We start from the raw sequence: 16,241 nt of genomic DNA on the forward strand, positions 1-16,241 counted from the left end.
GTTCGGACGTTCCACCCGCCGGGCCGATCGCATCGACCAGGCGATCGAGGACCACGGGCAGCCCTTCGCCGCTCGCGCCCGAGAGCGGGAAGGGGTCGACCCCGCTCGCTTTCTTGAGCGCCTTCATCAGCTTGGCGCGCGTCTTGTCGTCGACCGCGTCGACCTTGTTGAGCGCCAGCACCTCGGGCTTGTCGACCAGCCCGCCGCCATAGGCGTCGAGCTCGGCGCGCACGATATGATAGGTTTCGATCGGGTCGTCGCCGGTCGCATCGACCAGGTGGAGCAGCACGCGGCAGCGCTCGATATGACCCAGGAAGCGGTCGCCGATGCCGGCGCCGTCGGCGGCACCCTCGATCAGGCCGGGGATGTCGGCGACGACGAACTCGCGGTCGCGGTGGCTGACGACGCCCAGCTGCGGGCGCACCGTGGTGAACGGATAGTCGCCGACCTTGGCCTTGGCATTGCTCACCGCGTTGATGAAGGTCGACTTGCCGGCGTTGGGGAGGCCGACCAAGCCGGCGTCGGCGAGCAGCTTGAGCCGCAGCCACACCCACATTTCCTCGCCGGGCCAGCCCGGCCCGTGCTGACGCGGCGCGCGGTTGGTCGAGGTCTTGTAGCTGAGATTGCCGCGGCCACCGTCGCCGCCGCGCAGGAAGACCTGCTGCTGGCCGGGCACGGTGAAGTCGGCGAGCACGGTCTCGCGATCGTCGTCGAGCAGCTGCGTGCCGACGGGGACCCGGATGATCAGGTCCTTGCCGCCGGGGCCGGTGCGGTTCGAGCCCGATCCGCCCTTGCCGCGCGGCGCGCGGAAATGCTGCGTATAGCGGAAGTCGATCAGCGTGTTGAGGCCGGGCACCGCCTCGAAGATGATGTCGCCGCCCTTGCCGCCATTGCCGCCATCCGGACCGCCATATTCCATGAATTTCTCACGACGAAAGCTGACCCCGCCGGGGCCGCCGGCACCGGAGCTCAGATAGACTTTGGCCTGGTCGAGAAAATGCATGACGGGTCCGGACGCAGAAAGCGGCAGAACGGCGAAGGCCGGTCCGCCGTCCGCGATGGGATAGGAGGCCGGCCGTCGCCGCACTGACGGTGAAGACGGTTGAAGCGGGCCGCATAGCGTTTTTGGGCGCGGACCGCCACCCCTGGGGTACGGGCCATCCTGGCTTCATCGTCATGCCGGACGCGATCCGGCATCCAGAGCCGCAAACGGCGCGCTCGACGCCCTGGATCCCGGATCACGTCCGGGATGACGGCGTAAGAAGGGGCAGGGCGTCAGCCCGCGTGCGCGTACATCACGCAATCGACCTCGCCACCACGCACCGCGCTCCAGCGCTTGGCGGTCTCGCCGGTCGGCACGAAGCCCAGCTTTTCGAGGACGCGCCCCGACGCCGGATTGTCCGGGAAATGTCCCGAGCGCAGCGTCTTCAACCGCAGTCCGTCGCGCGCCATGCCGACCACAGCCTGTCCGGCCTCGGTGGCGAAGCCAAGCCCCCAGCAGGGCCGTGCGATCCAGTAATCGAGCTCCGCCGACTCCTCGTCCTCGGTCTCGCGCAGCGCGATCCCGCCGACCAGCCTAGGGGCGCCGCGCGTGCGGGCGTAGATCAGCAGTTCGGGCAGATCGTCGGGTGCGCGATCGCGCAGCAGGAACGCCTCGGCATCCTGCGCGCGGTAGGGCCACGGCGTGCCGGGCAGCTTGTCGACGATCGCCTCATCGGCGATGGCGGTGAACAGCGCCGGGGCATCTTCCCCCCAGCCGGGCCGCAGCAGCAGCCGTTCGGTCCGTGCGAACATTATATCCTAGCCTCTCCCCACGCCCGCGAGAACGCGCCTAGGCGCATCCGGTTACGAGCTCGCGACACTATTTTTCGAGGGAGACGACACAGCAAAAAGGGAGCCGGGGCGACCCGTCTCCCTCTTGGCTCCGCATCATGCGGAACCCGGGATCGCCCTCGTCGGACGATCCCTTTGGATAGTCCGATTATTCCGCGGCCAGCGCCAGCGCGTCGACCGACACATATTTGCGGCCGAGCTTGCCGGCGTGGAAGCGCACGCGGCCGTCCGCGGTCGCGAACAGCGTGTGGTCCTTGCCGAGGCCGACATTGACGCCCGGATACACCTTGGTGCCGCGCTGGCGGACGATGATGTTGCCGCCGATGACCTCCTGGCCACCGAACTTCTTCACGCCAAGGCGGCGGCCAGCCGAATCGCGACCGTTGCGCGAGGAGCCGCCTGCTTTCTTATGTGCCATTTTCGTCTACTCCTTGTCGCTGGATCAGGCGTCGGTGGCCGCGGGCGCATGCGCCTCGACGGGGGCTTCGGCCTGCTTCGCCTGCTTGTGCTCGCCGCCAACCGACAGGATCTCGAGGATCGTGTGATACTGGCGATGGCCGTTACGGCGACGATAATTGTGGCGGCGACGCTTTTTGAAAACGATCACCTTCTCGCCGCGCGCCTGCGCGATGATCCGCGCCGAGACGGACAGGCCGTCGGTCGACTGCGCCTCGCCGTCATTGCCCGCGAACAGCACGTCGCCCAATGCCACCGTGGCACCGGCCTCGCCGTCCATCTTCTCGACGACGATCTTGTCTCCAGCGGCGACGCGATACTGCTTGCCGCCCGTGCGCACGATAGCGAACATGGCTCTCTCTTATAATCTAGACATGACGCGCGGAGTGGAGCGTTCGCCCCACGGACCCTCGCGGAAAGACCGGCTCGCTAAGGGATTCGCGCCGGTGTGTCAATCCGAAGTCGCCGCGGCGACAGCCTTAGTGGCGATGCTCGCGGCGCAGCGTGTAGCGGCCCTCGATGAACCCGTCGAACAGCCCGTCGAGCGCGGGATGCTCGACCGGCTCCTCGGTGCGGTCGACGACCAGATTCTGCTGGCTGACATAGGCGACGTAGCTCGAGTCGGCGTTTTCGGCGAGCAGATGGTAGAAGGGCTGGTCCTTCGATGGCCGCACGCCCTCGGGTATCGCCTGATACCATTCCTCGGTGTTGGCGAAGACCGGATCGACATCGAACACCACGCCACGGAAATCGAGCAGCCGGTGGCGCACGACATCGCCGACGGTGAAGCGCGCGTGCACGATGCTGGGCGCGGCTTTGATCGCATCTGGTATGCCCGGCGGGGTGCCGGCGAAGTCGGGGCTGTCGTTCATCCGGACCTATCTAGGGCGCTCGCGGTACGAGGCAAGCGCATCTGCGCTTGGCAAGTTCCGAAATGGTCGCTAATGGCCGCGCCTCACGACCATGGATGCCCGCTTGGCGGGCCCCAGCGTTCTCGCGGAGAGGTGCCAGAGTGGTCGATCGGGACGGTCTCGAAAACCGTTGTGGGTGTGAGCTCACCGTGGGTTCGAATCCCACCCTCTCCGCCAATTATTCAATGAAATCAGTATGTTGCAAGAGACACGGTCCGCGATGCCCACATTGGTGCCCATTTCGCGCTCGGCTGTTTTGGGACGATCTGGAGTACGGTGAGAAATCTTTGACGCGCGAGGCGCACGATATTGACGGGTTGATGACGCCCTAAGTCTGCGGATTGCGGATTGCGGTTGTTCACGCAGCGCGTGCGGTGCGTTTCGATCAGGGCCGTGGTCCGCGGCTTAGCGGGGAACCCAGATGGCGACCTTCGGCGCGCCGTGGCTGCTGCCCAGACTGGCGTCTTGTCCTCTCAGCCGAACGGCAGGTTCTGCCGCGTTCAATCCAGTAGGGCATAGGGCCGACGCTCGGCTGATGAGTGATCGGCGCAGACTCAGCAGCCGCGTCCGGCATGCGCTCGTCAAACCCGGCTGATCATAGCATTGCGCGACGTAGAAAGACCTCAATCCTCGGGGTATGGAGCCGCCTACCATGAGGATCCAGCAGGAGGTGGCATGTCCGACGACGATTATGTCTATGACGAGGATAGCGGCGAGTGGGTTCCGGCAGCCGAGTTGGCTGACAAGCGCCAGCTCGCTGCGCAGATTGAAGTGCGGGACGCGGTCGGCAATCTGCTGGCCGGTGGCGATCAGGTCACGCTCGTCAAGGATCTCGACGTCAAAGGTGCAGGGCAAACACTGAAACGCGGCACTCTTATCAAATCGATCCGACTGACCGGAGACCCGCAGGAGATCGACTGCCGTTACGAGGGGATCAAGGGGCTCGTGCTGCGTGCCGAGTTCGTTCGCAAGCGCTGATGGCACGCCCGAGGCCAGCTATGCCGTCCAAGGCGGCGATATTGGCGCTGGCCGGTGCGGACGGGCGGTTAGAGGTGCGAGTGTCCCCCGGCGCCTCGGCTGATGCGATCGCACTTCCCGCATCGGGGCGTACGCTCGTCGTGCGGACCACCGCTCCGCCCGCTGACGGCGAGGCGAACGACGCGGTCCTGCGGCAGCTGGCCGAGGCGCTCGACCGGCCCTTCTCTAAGCTGGAACTGGTGCGCGGTGCTACCAGCCGGAACAAGCTGATCCGGCTGACGCCTTGATCCACAATTAGCCGCCCATGCGATCTGTCACGCATCCTCAACTTCAGACGTCCGTTAAGATCCGAAGCCGACGACGACGGAGGCCGGACGACTGAGACCACCGACGATCAGCAGGCTGGTGCGCCGATCGTGACCGGTTCACAGAGAATGGATGGTGCTCAGGCGAAGCCGGACGGATTTTTGGGGGAGTGGTCCGGCATGGCGCGAGGCCGCCGGCTTCAGTTTCCATGTGCTGGACGCCAACGCGCCTGAGGAAGAGGTCCAGCAGCACAGTCATGACGAGGCACATTTTGTTCTCGTCCTCGCCGGCGGCTATATGTCGTCGGCGGTCGACGCGCCGCTGGTGTCGAATACGCCGATCCTGATCTACAACCCGCCTGGGACTACCCACCAGGACCGCTTTCATGGCGGGCGCGGGCGTTTCGTGGCGATCTCTGGTGGCGAAGGCGGCGAAGCGACGGCGCGCTGCGTCCGTGATCCCTACGCATGTCGCTTGGCGCGAAGCATTGCGCAGGAGATTGAGGGAGCAGCGTCCTTCACGCTGGAGGCGCGGGCGCTGCAGTTGCACGCTGCGGTGTTGCCGCCCTCGCCGGAAGAGTCCCGAACAGCGACAGCCCCGCCACGCTGGCTGGCGCGGGCCGTCGAGATGATCTTCACTTCCGACGATCCCGATCTCTCGGTCGCCGGGGTTGCTGCGGACGCGGGCGTCCATCCCGTCCACCTCGCTCGCGTGTTCAGGCGTTTCCTCGGCTGTTCGCCGGGCGACTATCTCCGCGGCCATCGCCTAGAGCGTGCCGCCGCGATGCTCGGCCGCGGCACGGCATCCCTTGCGGACGTCGCCCAATCGGCCGGCTTCGTAGACCAGGCGCATCTGACTCGAGCCTTTCGATCGCGCCTGGACACGACGCCAGCGCGGTGGCGGCAACTGCGCGATGTTGCGCGGATACAAGACGGCGATCCAGCGGGGCCCTAGGAATCCCGCGTCGACGCAGGAGAAGTGCCATCACCTTCAAAGCCATCCCTATCGCCGTCCTGCTCGGCGCTCTGTCCAGTACGGCCTCTCCGGCGCGTACCGATCCTGCGCTGAACGCGGTTCTCGCGGGCTACGACCACGACGCGCATCCCGACCTTCGCGGCGTCGTCGTCCTGCGCGACGGGCGGATCGTCGCCGAACGCTACTATAATGGCGAGCGTGCCGACACGCTCCACGACATACGCTCTGCCGGAAAGAGTGTGACCGCCTTGCTGGCCGGCATAGCGATCGATCGCGGCAAACTGCGCAGCGTCACCGATCGCGTCGTCGACTATTGGCAGGAGGCACGGGGCAGCGCGATCGGCGAGGTGGCGATCACTGATGTGTTGACGATGCGATCAGGCCTCGCCGCGTTCGACGAAGACCCCGCATCGCCCGGCAACGAGGACAGGCTGGACGCGGCGCCCGATCCGCTCGCATTCCTTCTGGCGGTGCCGCGTGCGGACCCGCCGGGCACCCGCTACCGCTACAATTCGGCGACGGCCTACACTGCCGGCATCGTCGTGGCGAAGGCCACCGCCGAGCAAATGGCGGACTTCGCGCGAGTGTCGCTCTTCGCACCGCTGGGCATCCGGAACTGGCGCTGGGCTTCTGACGCTGCTGGCATTACCAAGGGACAGGGCAATCTTTCGCTCACGGCACGCGAATTTGCCAGGATCGGCGAAATGGTGCGCGGCGGTGGCAAATATCATGGCCGCAGGATCGTCAGCGCGGCCTGGATCCACGATGCGCTGACGCCGAAGGTCACGATTTCGGGCAGCGATCCCTATGCCGACGGATACGGCTATTTCTGGTACTCGAAGGTTCAGCAGGTCGATGGGCAGCCGGTTCCCGTCTCGTTCGCCTCGGGAAACGGCGGCAACAAGATCTATGTCGTCTCAAGCCACCATCTGGTCGTGGCGATCACGTCGAGCGCGTACGGACATGGGTACGGCCAGCGGCGCTCGGAGGATATCCTGAAGGCGATACTAGCCGCAGACGGAAACGGACATTCAGCCTCGATTGCCATCCCGCCGATTGGCTGAGGCCTCCAGATCCATAATTGCGCCGCGGATCTTAAGACCCAGAAGGCGACGTTCAGGGCAACGGAGACGCTACCCAACTTCAGACACTTGTTCATCTCGATCCAGTCGGCGATTGTGGCACTTCAATCGGCTGTCCGGCAGCATGGTTGATATCGGCAGGGTGGACGCGTCCAGCACCGTGTTGTGATAAAGCGGACGTTTGTCGGAGAGCCGGATGGCCTACGCGTCCAGACCAGCCCCACATGCTGCGAGGACGGCACCTTCATGTTGAAACTCCTGCCGTTTTTTGCTGCGTTCCTTTTATTGATCCCAAGCGCGCAAGCTCAGGCAACAAGGGATCGACCTTTAGCAAAGACTGCGCCGCTGAAACTCCAAGCGCGGATAACTAGGGTCGAGCGAGGGCTCTCCACACCCGTCGTCGTCAAGGGTTCGCCCGATCAGAAGATGACACTGACAGAGCGCATGGCCTTTTATCAGGTCCCCGCCGTCAGCATCGCCTTGATCAACAATGGCCGGGTGGAATGGGCCCGAGCCTACGGTGTGGCCGATGTCGCCAGCAGGCGGTCCGCGACCGTGAAGACGCTGTTTCAGGCGGGTTCGATCAGCAAGGCGGTTAGCGCCATCGGGGCCCTACGCTTGGTTGAGCAAAGCAAGCTCTCCTTGGATGAAGACGCGAACCGCCAGCTCGCATCCTGGAAGATCCCCGAGAACGATTTCACCCGGAACAGGGCGGTAAGTCTGCGCATGCTACTCAACCACGGCGCCGGAACGACCGTGCATGGATTCGACGGGTATGCGCTCGGACAACGACTACCGACCTTGTTGCAGGTGCTGGACGGTGCGTCGCCAGCGAATTCCGGGCCGGTCCGGGTCGTTCATCTCCCCGGCAGCGCCTGGAGCTACTCGGGCGGTGGCTACAGCATCATCCAGTTGATGATGATTGAAGCCAGTGGACAGCCCTTCGACCGGTACATGAAAGCGGCAGTGCTGGATCGGCTGGGGATGACACAGAGCACTTTTGTCGTGCCGCTGCCACGCACTTGGCGCGATCGTGCGGCAACGGCCTACGATGGCAACGGCAAGGCCGTCGCAGGTCAATGGCATAACTATCCAGAGTCCGCCGCGGCTGGCCTCTGGAGCACGCCTAGCGACCTGGCGCGCGTAGTGATTGCAGTTCAGCAGGCCGAAGGGGGAACGTCCGACAAGATCCTGTCGCAGCGCACGGCATCTTCGATGCTGACGCGCGGCTTGGGCGAATACGGCTTGGGCTTCTTCGTCGAGAACCTAGGCGACCGAACAAGCTTCAGTCACGAAGGCGGCACCGAGGGGTACCGTTCCCAGCTCTACGGTTACACGCGCGCCGGCCAAGGCGTGGTCGTTATGACCAACAGCAATAACGGCGCTGCTCTGATCAACGAGATCTTGTGCAGCATCGCGGCAGAATACGCGTGGCCTGAGTTTAAGGTCGTCGAGAAGGTCTCGATTCCGGCTGATTTAACCATCAACAGCCATCTCGTGGGCGAATATCGGTTGCTGGACAAAACAGCGTACATCATCACCGAAGGTGATCACCTCTATTTCCAGAGCGAATTGTTCGGCCACAACCGGATGGAGCTATTTCCGGAATCGAAGACCGAGTTCTTCATGACGGCGCAGGACATGTCGATCCGTGTCGAACATGAGGCCGATGGTCGAGTCGCAGGATTCACCTTGGTCCGCGGAGCGAATACCTACACGGCCAAGAGGATCGGATAATTATAGCGAGTGTCGAAGTTTGCGCCCCCCCATCGGAGATACGGAGAATAATGACGAGTTGGCGCTGGATGCTCGGTATGACGTGCATATCGACCCAGACTAGCATCACTGGAGTTCTATCCGGCAGCGATGACCCACAAGGCGACGTTCGGACTAGCCTGGCGGCTGCCTGAATCTCGACGCTCGTTCATATCAGAACTCCGGCCCGCGCCGGCAGAAATCGGAAGGTAGGTCCAAGCGCGAGTGCGACAAAAGCTGACATCCATCTTTTAGCCTGTTAGCTTCGTGTCGTAGCCATGCGGCTTCTCGGGAGGGTGCGTGAGCCGACAGCTGATCAACGAATATCGTGCTGATCTCGACCGCCTGCGTGCTGTCTCGGGCAGCCGCCGCGAAAGCGTGCTGCGCGAGGCGTTCAAGGATCTGCTCAAGCGTTGGGGGCGCAGCCACGACCTGCTGTTCGTCCCCGAACATGCCATCACCACCCAGCAGAAGAACCGCATCTATCTCGACGGCGCGCTGCTTCATGCGCTGCGCGTCCCATTCGGCTATTGGGAAGCCAAGGACGCCGATGACGATCTTGATGCCGAGATCTCCGTCAAATCGCGCAAGGGCTATCCGCGCGACAACATCATCTATTCGGACGATCACACCGCCATCCTGATTCAGGACGGACACGAAGTCGCACGCGTCGCGATGGACGATACGGACACGCTCTACCCGCTGCTCGTCCGCTTCTTCGCGCACGAGCGGCAGGAGATCGCCGACTTTAACAAGGCGGTGAAGCAGTTCAGCCTGGACCTGCCCGCCGTGCTCGAAGCGTTGCGCGACCTGATTGCGAAGAAGCGCAGCGCCTCCAAACCGTTCGTCGTCGCCGAAAAGGCGTTCCTTACCCATGCGCATGAGGCGATCAACCCGGCAATCACCGAGGGCGATGTGCAGGAGATGTTGATCCAGCACATCCTGACCGAGGACATCTTTGCCAAGGTGTTCGACAACCCCGATTTCCACCGCCAGAACAACGTCGCCTCCGAACTCTACAAGCTCGAGGAAAAGCTGTTCGGTCGCGGAGAGAAATCCACGCTTCTGCGGGCGCTATCACCCTATTATTCGGGTATCGCGCAGACCGCCGCCGTGATCCAGAGCCATTCCGAAAAGCAGGGCTTCCTAAAAGGGCTCTACGAGAATTTCTACAAGGTCTACAACGCCAAGGCCGCCGACCGGCTTGGCGTGGTCTATACACCCGGCGAGATTGTCCGCTTCATGATCCGCTCGACCGACTGGCTCTGCGAGAAGCATTTCGGCAAGAACCTGGTCGATCGCGGCGTCGAGATCCTTGATCCCGCCACCGGCACCGGCACCTTCATCGTCGAACTGCTCGAACATTTCCGCGGGCATCACGACAAGCTCCGCCACAAATACAAGGAGGAGCTGCACGCGAACGAAGTCGCGATCCTGCCCTACTATGTCGCTAATCTAAACATTGAAGCGACCTATCAGGCGATCACCGGTCAGTTCGCCGAGTTCGAGAATTTGTGCTTCGTCGACACACTCGACAATGTCGACGCGCTCGGCATCCATGCCGGCCACCAGTTCGATTTGCTCGGCAGCCTGACCGACGAGAATATCGAGCGCATAAAGAAGCAGAACCGGCGCAAGATCAGCGTCATTATCGGCAATCCTCCCTACAACGCCAACCAGCAGAATGAGAACGACAACAACAAGAACCGCACCTACGCCCACATCGATCAGCGCATCAAGGACACTTACATTGCGGCGAGCACCGCGCGAAAGACCAAGCTCTACGACATGTACGCGCGCTTTTATCGTTGGGCGAGCGACCGCCTGGGCGATGAAGGGATCGTAGCGTTTGTGACGAACAATAGCTTCATAAATAGCCGCACCTTCGACGGATTCCGGAAAACGATTTCCAGCTCGTTTAGCGAAGCATGGATCGTCGATCTAAAAGGAAACGCTCGTACGAATGGCGAGCAGAGGCGGCGAGAAGGCGGCAACGTATTTGAAGACAAAATACGTGTCGGGGTGGCTGTATGTTTTCTCGTGAAAATCAAGAAGAACGTTCCCTTTCGTGTTCGTTATCTGGCGGTCGAGGACTACGCGAAGGATGATGATAAACGTCAATTCATAGCTTCCTGCGACATCAGTCGTGACCAGTTTACCGATATTAAACCTGACAAAGCTGGAATTTGGATCGATCAACCGGACGACAACGGGTGGGAAAGCCTGCTCCCTGTCTTCAATGCCAAAACGAAGTCTGGCGATGAAGGAGCTGCGGCAACGGCTCTATTTAAGCAACATTCGCTTGGGGTTATTACAGCGCGGGACGATTGGGTCTATGGCGAATCTGATGAGGAGATCGCTACCAAGCTTACGTGGTTCGTATCGCGCTATGAGAAGGAACGCTTGCGACTCAAGTCAATCGACCGAAGGGCACGTGGCGAGTCGATTATCGAGCAGAATATAAAGCTGACGCGAGCGCTTAAAAGTGATCTCGTTGCCGGGAAGAATTTGGAATTTCGAGAGTCACTTAATCGAGATGCTGCATATCGCCCATTTATTGCGAAGAGGCTGAATTTCGATCCACGGCTCAATGAGATGCAGTACCAATTAAATACGCTGTATCCCGACTCCTCGTCCAATCCGACGATTGCATTTCGATGTGTGTTTTCGAACGATCAGATCGCTGTTTTGGCGGTCGATAAGGTATTTGACTACGGACTTCTAAAAATTGGAAACGGTGGAACGGAGTCGCTTCCACGCTACCGCTACACCAAATCCGGCGAGCGGATCGACAACATCACCGACTGGGCGCTCAACAAGTTCGTCAAAGAATATGGCAAGAAGGGTGTCACAAAGGATGGGATCTTCAACTATGTGTACGCCGTTCTGCACGATCCGCTCTATCGCGAGACCTATGCGCTGAACCTCAAGCGCGAGTTCCCGCGCATCCCCTTCTATCCCGATTTTGCGCAATGGGCGACGTGGGGCGAGGCTTTGATAGCGCTGCTCATTGGCTATGAAGACGTTGTGCCTTGGCCGGTCGAGCGGATCGACACGCCGGGCACGCGCGCTGCGGGCACGCATCCCCGGCCGATCCTCAAGTCGCAGCCCAAAGCGGGGGTAGTGGTGATCGACGCCGACACGCAGATCGCCGGCATCCCGCCCGAGGCCTGGGCGTATCGCCTGGGCAACCGCTCGGCGATCGACTGGGTGCTTGACCAGCACAAGGAAAAGCGCCCGCGCGATCCGACCATCGCCGCCAAGTTCAACACCTATCGCTTTTCCGATTACAAAGAGAGCATGAGCGCCTTGCTCGCAAAGGTTGTGCTAGAGAGTGTTGAGACGGTTGAAATTACCAAGTCCATGACGCAAATTAATCGCAGCGCTTAGGCTCCAATCCCGTGCCGGCGCTATTTGGGTCCTTAGTTTTACCATTGCATCTTTGAGCGATGGCCCAGGCGTGCCGGTGCAAAGACCCAAAGCCAGCCGCTCATGCAGGTTCGACGCAGTCCGAAAGCAGACGTTGGTTCAGGCCTACCTGCCTGTTTTCATGGCTTTTGTGCGCGAGTTTTGACCGCGGCAGCATCTTAAAGCGGCCGGACCGTTCTCCACCATGAATCGACCTATCCGAAGCCGAGCGGTGACGCGTCGCCAGCTCGAACCGGACCGGCGGCAGTCGGGGCGGGCGTGGCATCCGGGTTACGGCCGACGTCGCGAACGTAGCGCTTCGACAGGAACCGCCTTTGCTGCGTCATCGATGGCTCACCTCGGACGAGAAGCAAAAGGGACGACCTTCCCAAGGCCCTTTTTAAGCGCGGCCTCTGAGCGTTCCTGCACAGCCTCTTCGCCATTGAAATATCGCAGTGCGCCGTCACTGATCGGCGCAGCGAAGGCACCGGCAACCTGCTCTGCCGCCTTGATCATCTCTCGGTGGACGCGTTTGTATTTTGCCGACTTCACGTCATCGATGTCGTTGAGCCGATCGACAATCCGGGCGAGCCGCTGGCTCGTATTATGGATCATCGTCTCACGCAGCCGACGCTCGGCCTTTGTTTCGGAGCGCATCGCCGTCTTCGTCCCCATTCGTCGAGGTCAATCGACGAGGGTCTAAGCATCCTTCGACCAGGCGGCTACGGCAACTGACGCCGATCCAAAGGGATGCCGCGCCCTGTCGCTGATCCGACGAGTATCACGGATCGGATTGGCTGCAATCAGGAAAAGGCTCGGGTGCAGGCGCACCTGGCGTAGGGCCGTCATTGGCCACGTTCATCGACCTGGTAGAACATCGGGCTCATCATCCAGCGGTTGACCGCGGACTCCCGCCAGCCTGCACACCGGGTGCTGAGCGCGATCTGCCTGGGGAAGCTGCCAGCCGCGATCTTGCGATAGAGGGTGGAGCGGGAAAGCCCCGTGCGCTCGAGCACGGTTGGCAAACGGAGGATACGGTCGGGCTGGTCGGTCATCGAAGGTCTCCTTGATCGAGGGACTGAACTTCGATGGGGTTTCTATGCACGCCATGGGCGCGCGGGCAGGGTCGTTTTCGTCTTTTCCAAAACGACCCCCCGGGGCGGGCGTCCCGCTTTCTACGGAAAGCGGCCGCGCTCTGCTCCGCTGGCGCTCCATCGAGCCACCGTAACCGGTGTCTCGCCGCCTGTCGGCGCTACGATCGCTGACGCGAGCCGGCTGGCGCCGGATGCGGCCATCGCGCGGTGCGCGACGAGCGTCGTTGAACCGGCCGCGCAAGGGGGCAGGGTGGGCGTCGCTACCCTGTAATACCGCCGCGGCGGGCCGCAACCCGGCGGTGCCGGGTCCTCCACTACGTTACGGCGCTTCGCGTGCAGCCCGCCTCTTTCGGCGGGATTGCCGGTTCGCTCCTGCCGCCCACCCCGCCCCCTTCCGGGCCGGTTGCGTTGGCGTAGGAAGGAGCGAGGAACATGAAGAAAGATGCGCAGGATTTGGGTGACCGGCTGGTGCGGCTGACGCGCGCGTTGGCCGTCCTCCCGGAAGGCCCTCGAACGGTCTATCTCCTTCACGCACGCGATGAAGTGCCGTTCGACGCAATCGCGGTGCGGCTCGGCATCGCGCGGGCCGATGTCATGGCGCATCTGGCCCACGCGCTGGCCGCGCTTTCAAAAGCGTTGGACGAGTCGAGCCCATGATCGGGTGGCCTGGTACGTCGTAGTCGATGCCTCCCCGATCTGGGCAGCGCCGCCCACATGTGTTTAGGTGATTTGTCATGCGCACCGATCTCGATCATCTGCCGCCGGCCAAACAGCGCGAGCTCGAGCGCGTGGTGCAGCTTCTCTTCGAAGAGTTCGAGGCCGCGAACGCCGACGCCACCGGCGATCGCCGCCGCGCGCGCATCCGCAAGATCATCCTGTACGGAAGCTATGCCCGCGGTGGCTGGGTCGACGAGCCGCACACCGCCAAGGGGTATCAGTCCGACTTCGATCTCCTCGTCATCGTCAGCCAGAAGGAGGTCACCGACCGGGCGACCTATTGGTACAAGGCGGAGGAGCGGCTCAACCGCGAGCGGGCGATCACCAGGACGCTGCAGACGCCGGTCAATTTCATCGTCCACACGCTGCAGCAGGTGAACGATGGTCTCGCCCATGGCCGTTACTTCTTCATGGATGTCGCCAGGGACGGCATCGCGCTCTACGATGGCGACGACACCGAGCTGCACGAGCCCAAGCCGAAAACGCCCGATCAGGCGTATGTCATGGCGAAAGAGTATTTCGAGGAGTGGTTTCCGAGCTCGGGCGAGTTCTTCGATAACTTCAAATTCAATGCGGCGCAGGGGCGACGCAGCAACGCCGCGTTTCAGCTGCACCAAGCCACCGAACGCCTATACCATTGCGTCCTGCTGGTCTGCACCTTCTACACCCCGCACAACCATAATATCGCATTTCTGCGCACACAGGCGGAGCGTCTCGACCGTCGTCTCCATGGCATCTGGCCGATGGACAATCGACGTGAACGAGCGATGTTCGAGAAGCTCAAGGACGCCTATGTGAAGGCGCGCTATTCGAAGCATTACCGGATCGCGCAGGATGAGCTCGCCTGGCTCGGCGGGCGCGTCGAAGAGCTTGGCATGGCCGTCAACGAGATTTGCTCTGAACGCCTTTCTGCGTTGCGGTCGAAAGTGCAGGACGCCGCCGAATAGTCGCCTTCGCGTTGGCTTCGTTCGTGCGCCATACGCTCACGAGCAGACATGTCGTCAATGTCGCCGCCGCAGACCCTTCCGCGATCGCCTTTGAAGTGTCTCGTCAGGTTTCGTATGCCGTATGGAGTTCGGCCTCATGTGGCAGGCGAAAGGTTCGAAAATGCCTGGAAGGAAGCTGCGGGTCTGGACGAAGGCGCCGCCGCGTCCCGTTCGGCCGGAAGAAGCCGAGAAGCGGGCCATGATCGACGCGTGCGAGGCGTTCATCAGCGACGTGCTCAAGCCGCGGTTCCTGCCCGGGATCACGCCGACCGAGTGGAACTATGTCGTCGACATACGGGGTGCGTATGCGGCGGGGCGTTATCGTTTCATGCAGCGTTACCGGTCGGGCATGGCGCACAATCGCGGCGAGGAGTTTGATGCGCCCTTCGCGCGGATCGACCGGATGGGCCCGGACAACTTCGATGTTCAGTGGATGCGACACACCGGGCAGTGGTGGCGCGTCTACACCGGGGTGACATTCGCCCGGGCGCTTCATCTGCTGGAAACCGACGGGGTTCTCCATCCGCAATGACGGGCTTGCCTGAGCGGCGCGCGTCCATGAGAAAGCGCCGATGAGCGAATATCAATATTACGAGTTCCAGGCTCTCGACCGTCCGCTCGATGCAGCCGATCGGGAAGCGCTGCGTGCGCTGTCGACGCGTGCCCGGATCACCGCCACGAGCTTCACCAATTCGTACGAATGGGGCGACTTCAAGGGCGATCCCGCGACGCTGATGGAACGGTGGTTCGATCTCCATCTCTATCTGGCGAATTGGGGAACGCGCGAGTTCAAGATGCGCTTGCCGGCGCGCCTGGTCGACCGAAAGCGCATCGCCGCTCTGCTGCGGGGGAACGAACATGCCCAGCTCAAGGTCACCGGCGAGAATCTGATCCTCACCATCATGCGTGACGAGATGGAGCCGGGAGACGATTGGGATGACGGCTCCGGTTGGCTGACCGCGCTCGCTCAGCTTCGGGCTGACGTGTTCGCGGGCGATCTGCGGTTGTTTTACCTTGTCTGGCTGATGGCGGTGGAAGCCTGTGCCGTCGAGGCGGACGAACCCGAGCCATTGCCGGGATTGGGACCGATGACGGGCGCGCTCGAAGCCTTTGCGGAATTTTTCGGCATCGATCCCGACCTTGTCGCCGCCGCTGGCGAAAGGGCCGGTACAGCGATGGAGCCGTCGTCGCCGGACGCCGTGCGCGCGGTTGTCGAGGGATTGCCCGAGGATCGGAAGAATGTGCTTCTCGTCCGGCTGATCGACGGCGATCCGCATGTCGCCAGCGAACTGCGGACGCTCGTGCGCAAGCAACTGAGCCCGACTTCTCCAACGAGTACGGATGGTCTTCGGACTGCGGGCGTGCTGCGCGCCCGGGCTCGGACGATTCTCGGTGATCGTCAGCGCGCGGCGGCCGCCAAGGCTGCTGCAGAGCGCGATCGACGGGAGAAGGAAGCGGCGAAGGCGCAGCGTGTCAGACTCAATGGTCTGCTCCAGCGGGGCAATGCGGTCTGGAGCGAGATCGAGAACGAAGTCGAGCGCCGGAATGCGGCTGGCTACGACAACGCTATGAGCCTGCTCACGGATCTTCGCGTGCTGGCTGGTGAGCAGGGCTCGATAGCCGCTTTTGTGGAGCGCGTGGCGAAGTTGCGCGACCGGCACGTTCGGAAAGCGCGATTCGTCGAACGACTGACGCCGTTGATCACGTCGACGCAGCGTTCGTGAACCAAGAGTAAGTGGC

General features: G+C 62.3%; 17 protein-coding genes and 1 tRNA gene. 11 read left to right on the forward strand and 7 right to left on the reverse strand.

Going from position 1 to position 16,241, the window contains the following annotated elements:
* The 5 genes from obgE to hspQ form a co-directional block, all read right to left on the reverse strand.
* Window positions 1-1,003: GTPase ObgE (gene obgE, locus Q0326_RS08765; protein WP_298689243.1), on the reverse strand; the 1,003-nt coding region annotated here is incomplete at its 3' end.
* A gap of 272 nt (window positions 1,004-1,275) precedes the next feature.
* Window positions 1,276-1,794, reverse strand: coding sequence for a GNAT family N-acetyltransferase (locus Q0326_RS08770; RefSeq protein WP_298689245.1), 519 nt, complete (start codon window positions 1,792-1,794; stop codon window positions 1,276-1,278).
* A gap of 187 nt (window positions 1,795-1,981) precedes the next feature.
* A complete protein-coding gene (gene rpmA, locus Q0326_RS08775) occupies window positions 1,982-2,251 on the reverse strand; it encodes a 50S ribosomal protein L27 (RefSeq protein ID WP_298689248.1) in 270 nt (89 codons plus the stop codon).
* Between the two features lie 24 nt (window positions 2,252-2,275).
* Complete coding sequence (rplU, locus tag Q0326_RS08780; RefSeq protein WP_298689250.1) at window positions 2,276-2,641, reverse strand: 50S ribosomal protein L21; 366 nt, start codon at window positions 2,639-2,641, stop codon at window positions 2,276-2,278.
* A 127-nt stretch (window positions 2,642-2,768) separates the two neighbouring features.
* Window positions 2,769-3,161, reverse strand: coding sequence for a heat shock protein HspQ (gene hspQ, locus Q0326_RS08785; RefSeq protein ID WP_298689252.1), 393 nt, complete (start codon window positions 3,159-3,161; stop codon window positions 2,769-2,771).
* 126 nt (window positions 3,162-3,287) lie between these two features.
* Here hspQ and Q0326_RS08790 point away from each other — a divergent pair.
* The 7 genes from Q0326_RS08790 (at window position 3,288) to Q0326_RS08820 (ending at window position 11,686) form a co-directional block, all read left to right on the forward strand.
* A tRNA-Ser gene (locus Q0326_RS08790) sits at window positions 3,288-3,377 on the forward strand.
* 498 nt (window positions 3,378-3,875) lie between these two features.
* Window positions 3,876-4,178 carry an alkylphosphonate utilization protein gene (locus tag Q0326_RS08795; protein WP_298689255.1) on the forward strand — a complete coding sequence of 101 codons (303 nt, stop codon included), beginning with the start codon at window positions 3,876-3,878 and terminating at the stop codon, window positions 4,176-4,178.
* A complete protein-coding gene (locus Q0326_RS08800; RefSeq protein ID WP_298689257.1) occupies window positions 4,178-4,465 on the forward strand; it encodes a DUF167 domain-containing protein in 288 nt (95 codons plus the stop codon). The genes Q0326_RS08795 and Q0326_RS08800 overlap by 1 nt, the downstream gene beginning before the upstream one ends.
* Window positions 4,466-4,616: 151 nt before the next feature.
* A complete protein-coding gene (locus tag Q0326_RS08805; RefSeq protein ID WP_298689259.1) occupies window positions 4,617-5,438 on the forward strand; it encodes an AraC family transcriptional regulator in 822 nt (273 codons plus the stop codon).
* Window positions 5,381-6,523 carry a serine hydrolase domain-containing protein gene (locus Q0326_RS08810; RefSeq protein ID WP_298689261.1) on the forward strand — a complete coding sequence of 381 codons (1,143 nt, stop codon included), beginning with the start codon at window positions 5,381-5,383 and terminating at the stop codon, window positions 6,521-6,523. Before Q0326_RS08805 ends, Q0326_RS08810 begins: the two co-directional genes overlap by 58 nt.
* Window positions 6,524-6,787: 264 nt before the next feature.
* Window positions 6,788-8,278, forward strand: a complete 1,491-nt coding sequence (locus Q0326_RS08815; RefSeq protein WP_298689263.1) for a serine hydrolase domain-containing protein — start codon at window positions 6,788-6,790, stop codon at window positions 8,276-8,278.
* A gap of 318 nt (window positions 8,279-8,596) precedes the next feature.
* Window positions 8,597-11,686, forward strand: coding sequence for a type ISP restriction/modification enzyme (locus Q0326_RS08820; RefSeq protein WP_298689265.1), 3,090 nt, complete (start codon window positions 8,597-8,599; stop codon window positions 11,684-11,686).
* A 372-nt stretch (window positions 11,687-12,058) separates the two neighbouring features.
* Here the strand turns inward: Q0326_RS08820 and Q0326_RS08825 are convergent, their stop codons facing one another.
* Window positions 12,059-12,361, reverse strand: coding sequence for a hypothetical protein (locus Q0326_RS08825; RefSeq protein WP_298689267.1), 303 nt, complete (start codon window positions 12,359-12,361; stop codon window positions 12,059-12,061).
* Window positions 12,362-12,549: 188 nt separating this feature from the next.
* On the reverse strand, window positions 12,550-12,759 hold the full coding sequence (locus Q0326_RS08830) for an AlpA family phage regulatory protein (RefSeq protein WP_298689269.1): 210 nt from the start codon (window positions 12,757-12,759) through the stop codon (window positions 12,550-12,552).
* Between the two features lie 471 nt (window positions 12,760-13,230).
* Here Q0326_RS08830 and Q0326_RS08835 point away from each other — a divergent pair, with 471 nt between their 5' ends.
* The 4 genes from Q0326_RS08835 to Q0326_RS08850 all read left to right on the forward strand — a co-directional run bounded on the left by Q0326_RS08835 (window position 13,231) and on the right by Q0326_RS08850 (window position 16,225).
* The gene (locus tag Q0326_RS08835) at window positions 13,231-13,455 is read left to right on the forward strand and encodes a sigma factor-like helix-turn-helix DNA-binding protein (RefSeq protein ID WP_298689271.1); all 225 of its coding nucleotides are present in this window, start codon (window positions 13,231-13,233) and stop codon (window positions 13,453-13,455) included.
* A gap of 77 nt (window positions 13,456-13,532) precedes the next feature.
* Window positions 13,533-14,462, forward strand: a complete 930-nt coding sequence (locus tag Q0326_RS08840) for a HEPN domain-containing protein (protein ID WP_298689273.1) — start codon at window positions 13,533-13,535, stop codon at window positions 14,460-14,462.
* 121 nt (window positions 14,463-14,583) lie between these two features.
* Window positions 14,584-15,033: a hypothetical protein gene (locus Q0326_RS08845; protein ID WP_298689275.1), complete on the forward strand. Its 450-nt coding sequence runs from the start codon at window positions 14,584-14,586 to the stop codon at window positions 15,031-15,033.
* A gap of 40 nt (window positions 15,034-15,073) precedes the next feature.
* Entirely contained in the window at window positions 15,074-16,225 is a 1,152-nt protein-coding gene (locus Q0326_RS08850; RefSeq protein ID WP_298689277.1) for a hypothetical protein, read from the forward strand.
* Window positions 16,226-16,241: the final 16 nt, after the last annotated feature.

Source organism: uncultured Sphingomonas sp., assembly GCF_937859915.1.
Taxonomy (GTDB): Bacteria; Pseudomonadota; Alphaproteobacteria; order Sphingomonadales; family Sphingomonadaceae; genus Solisphingomonas.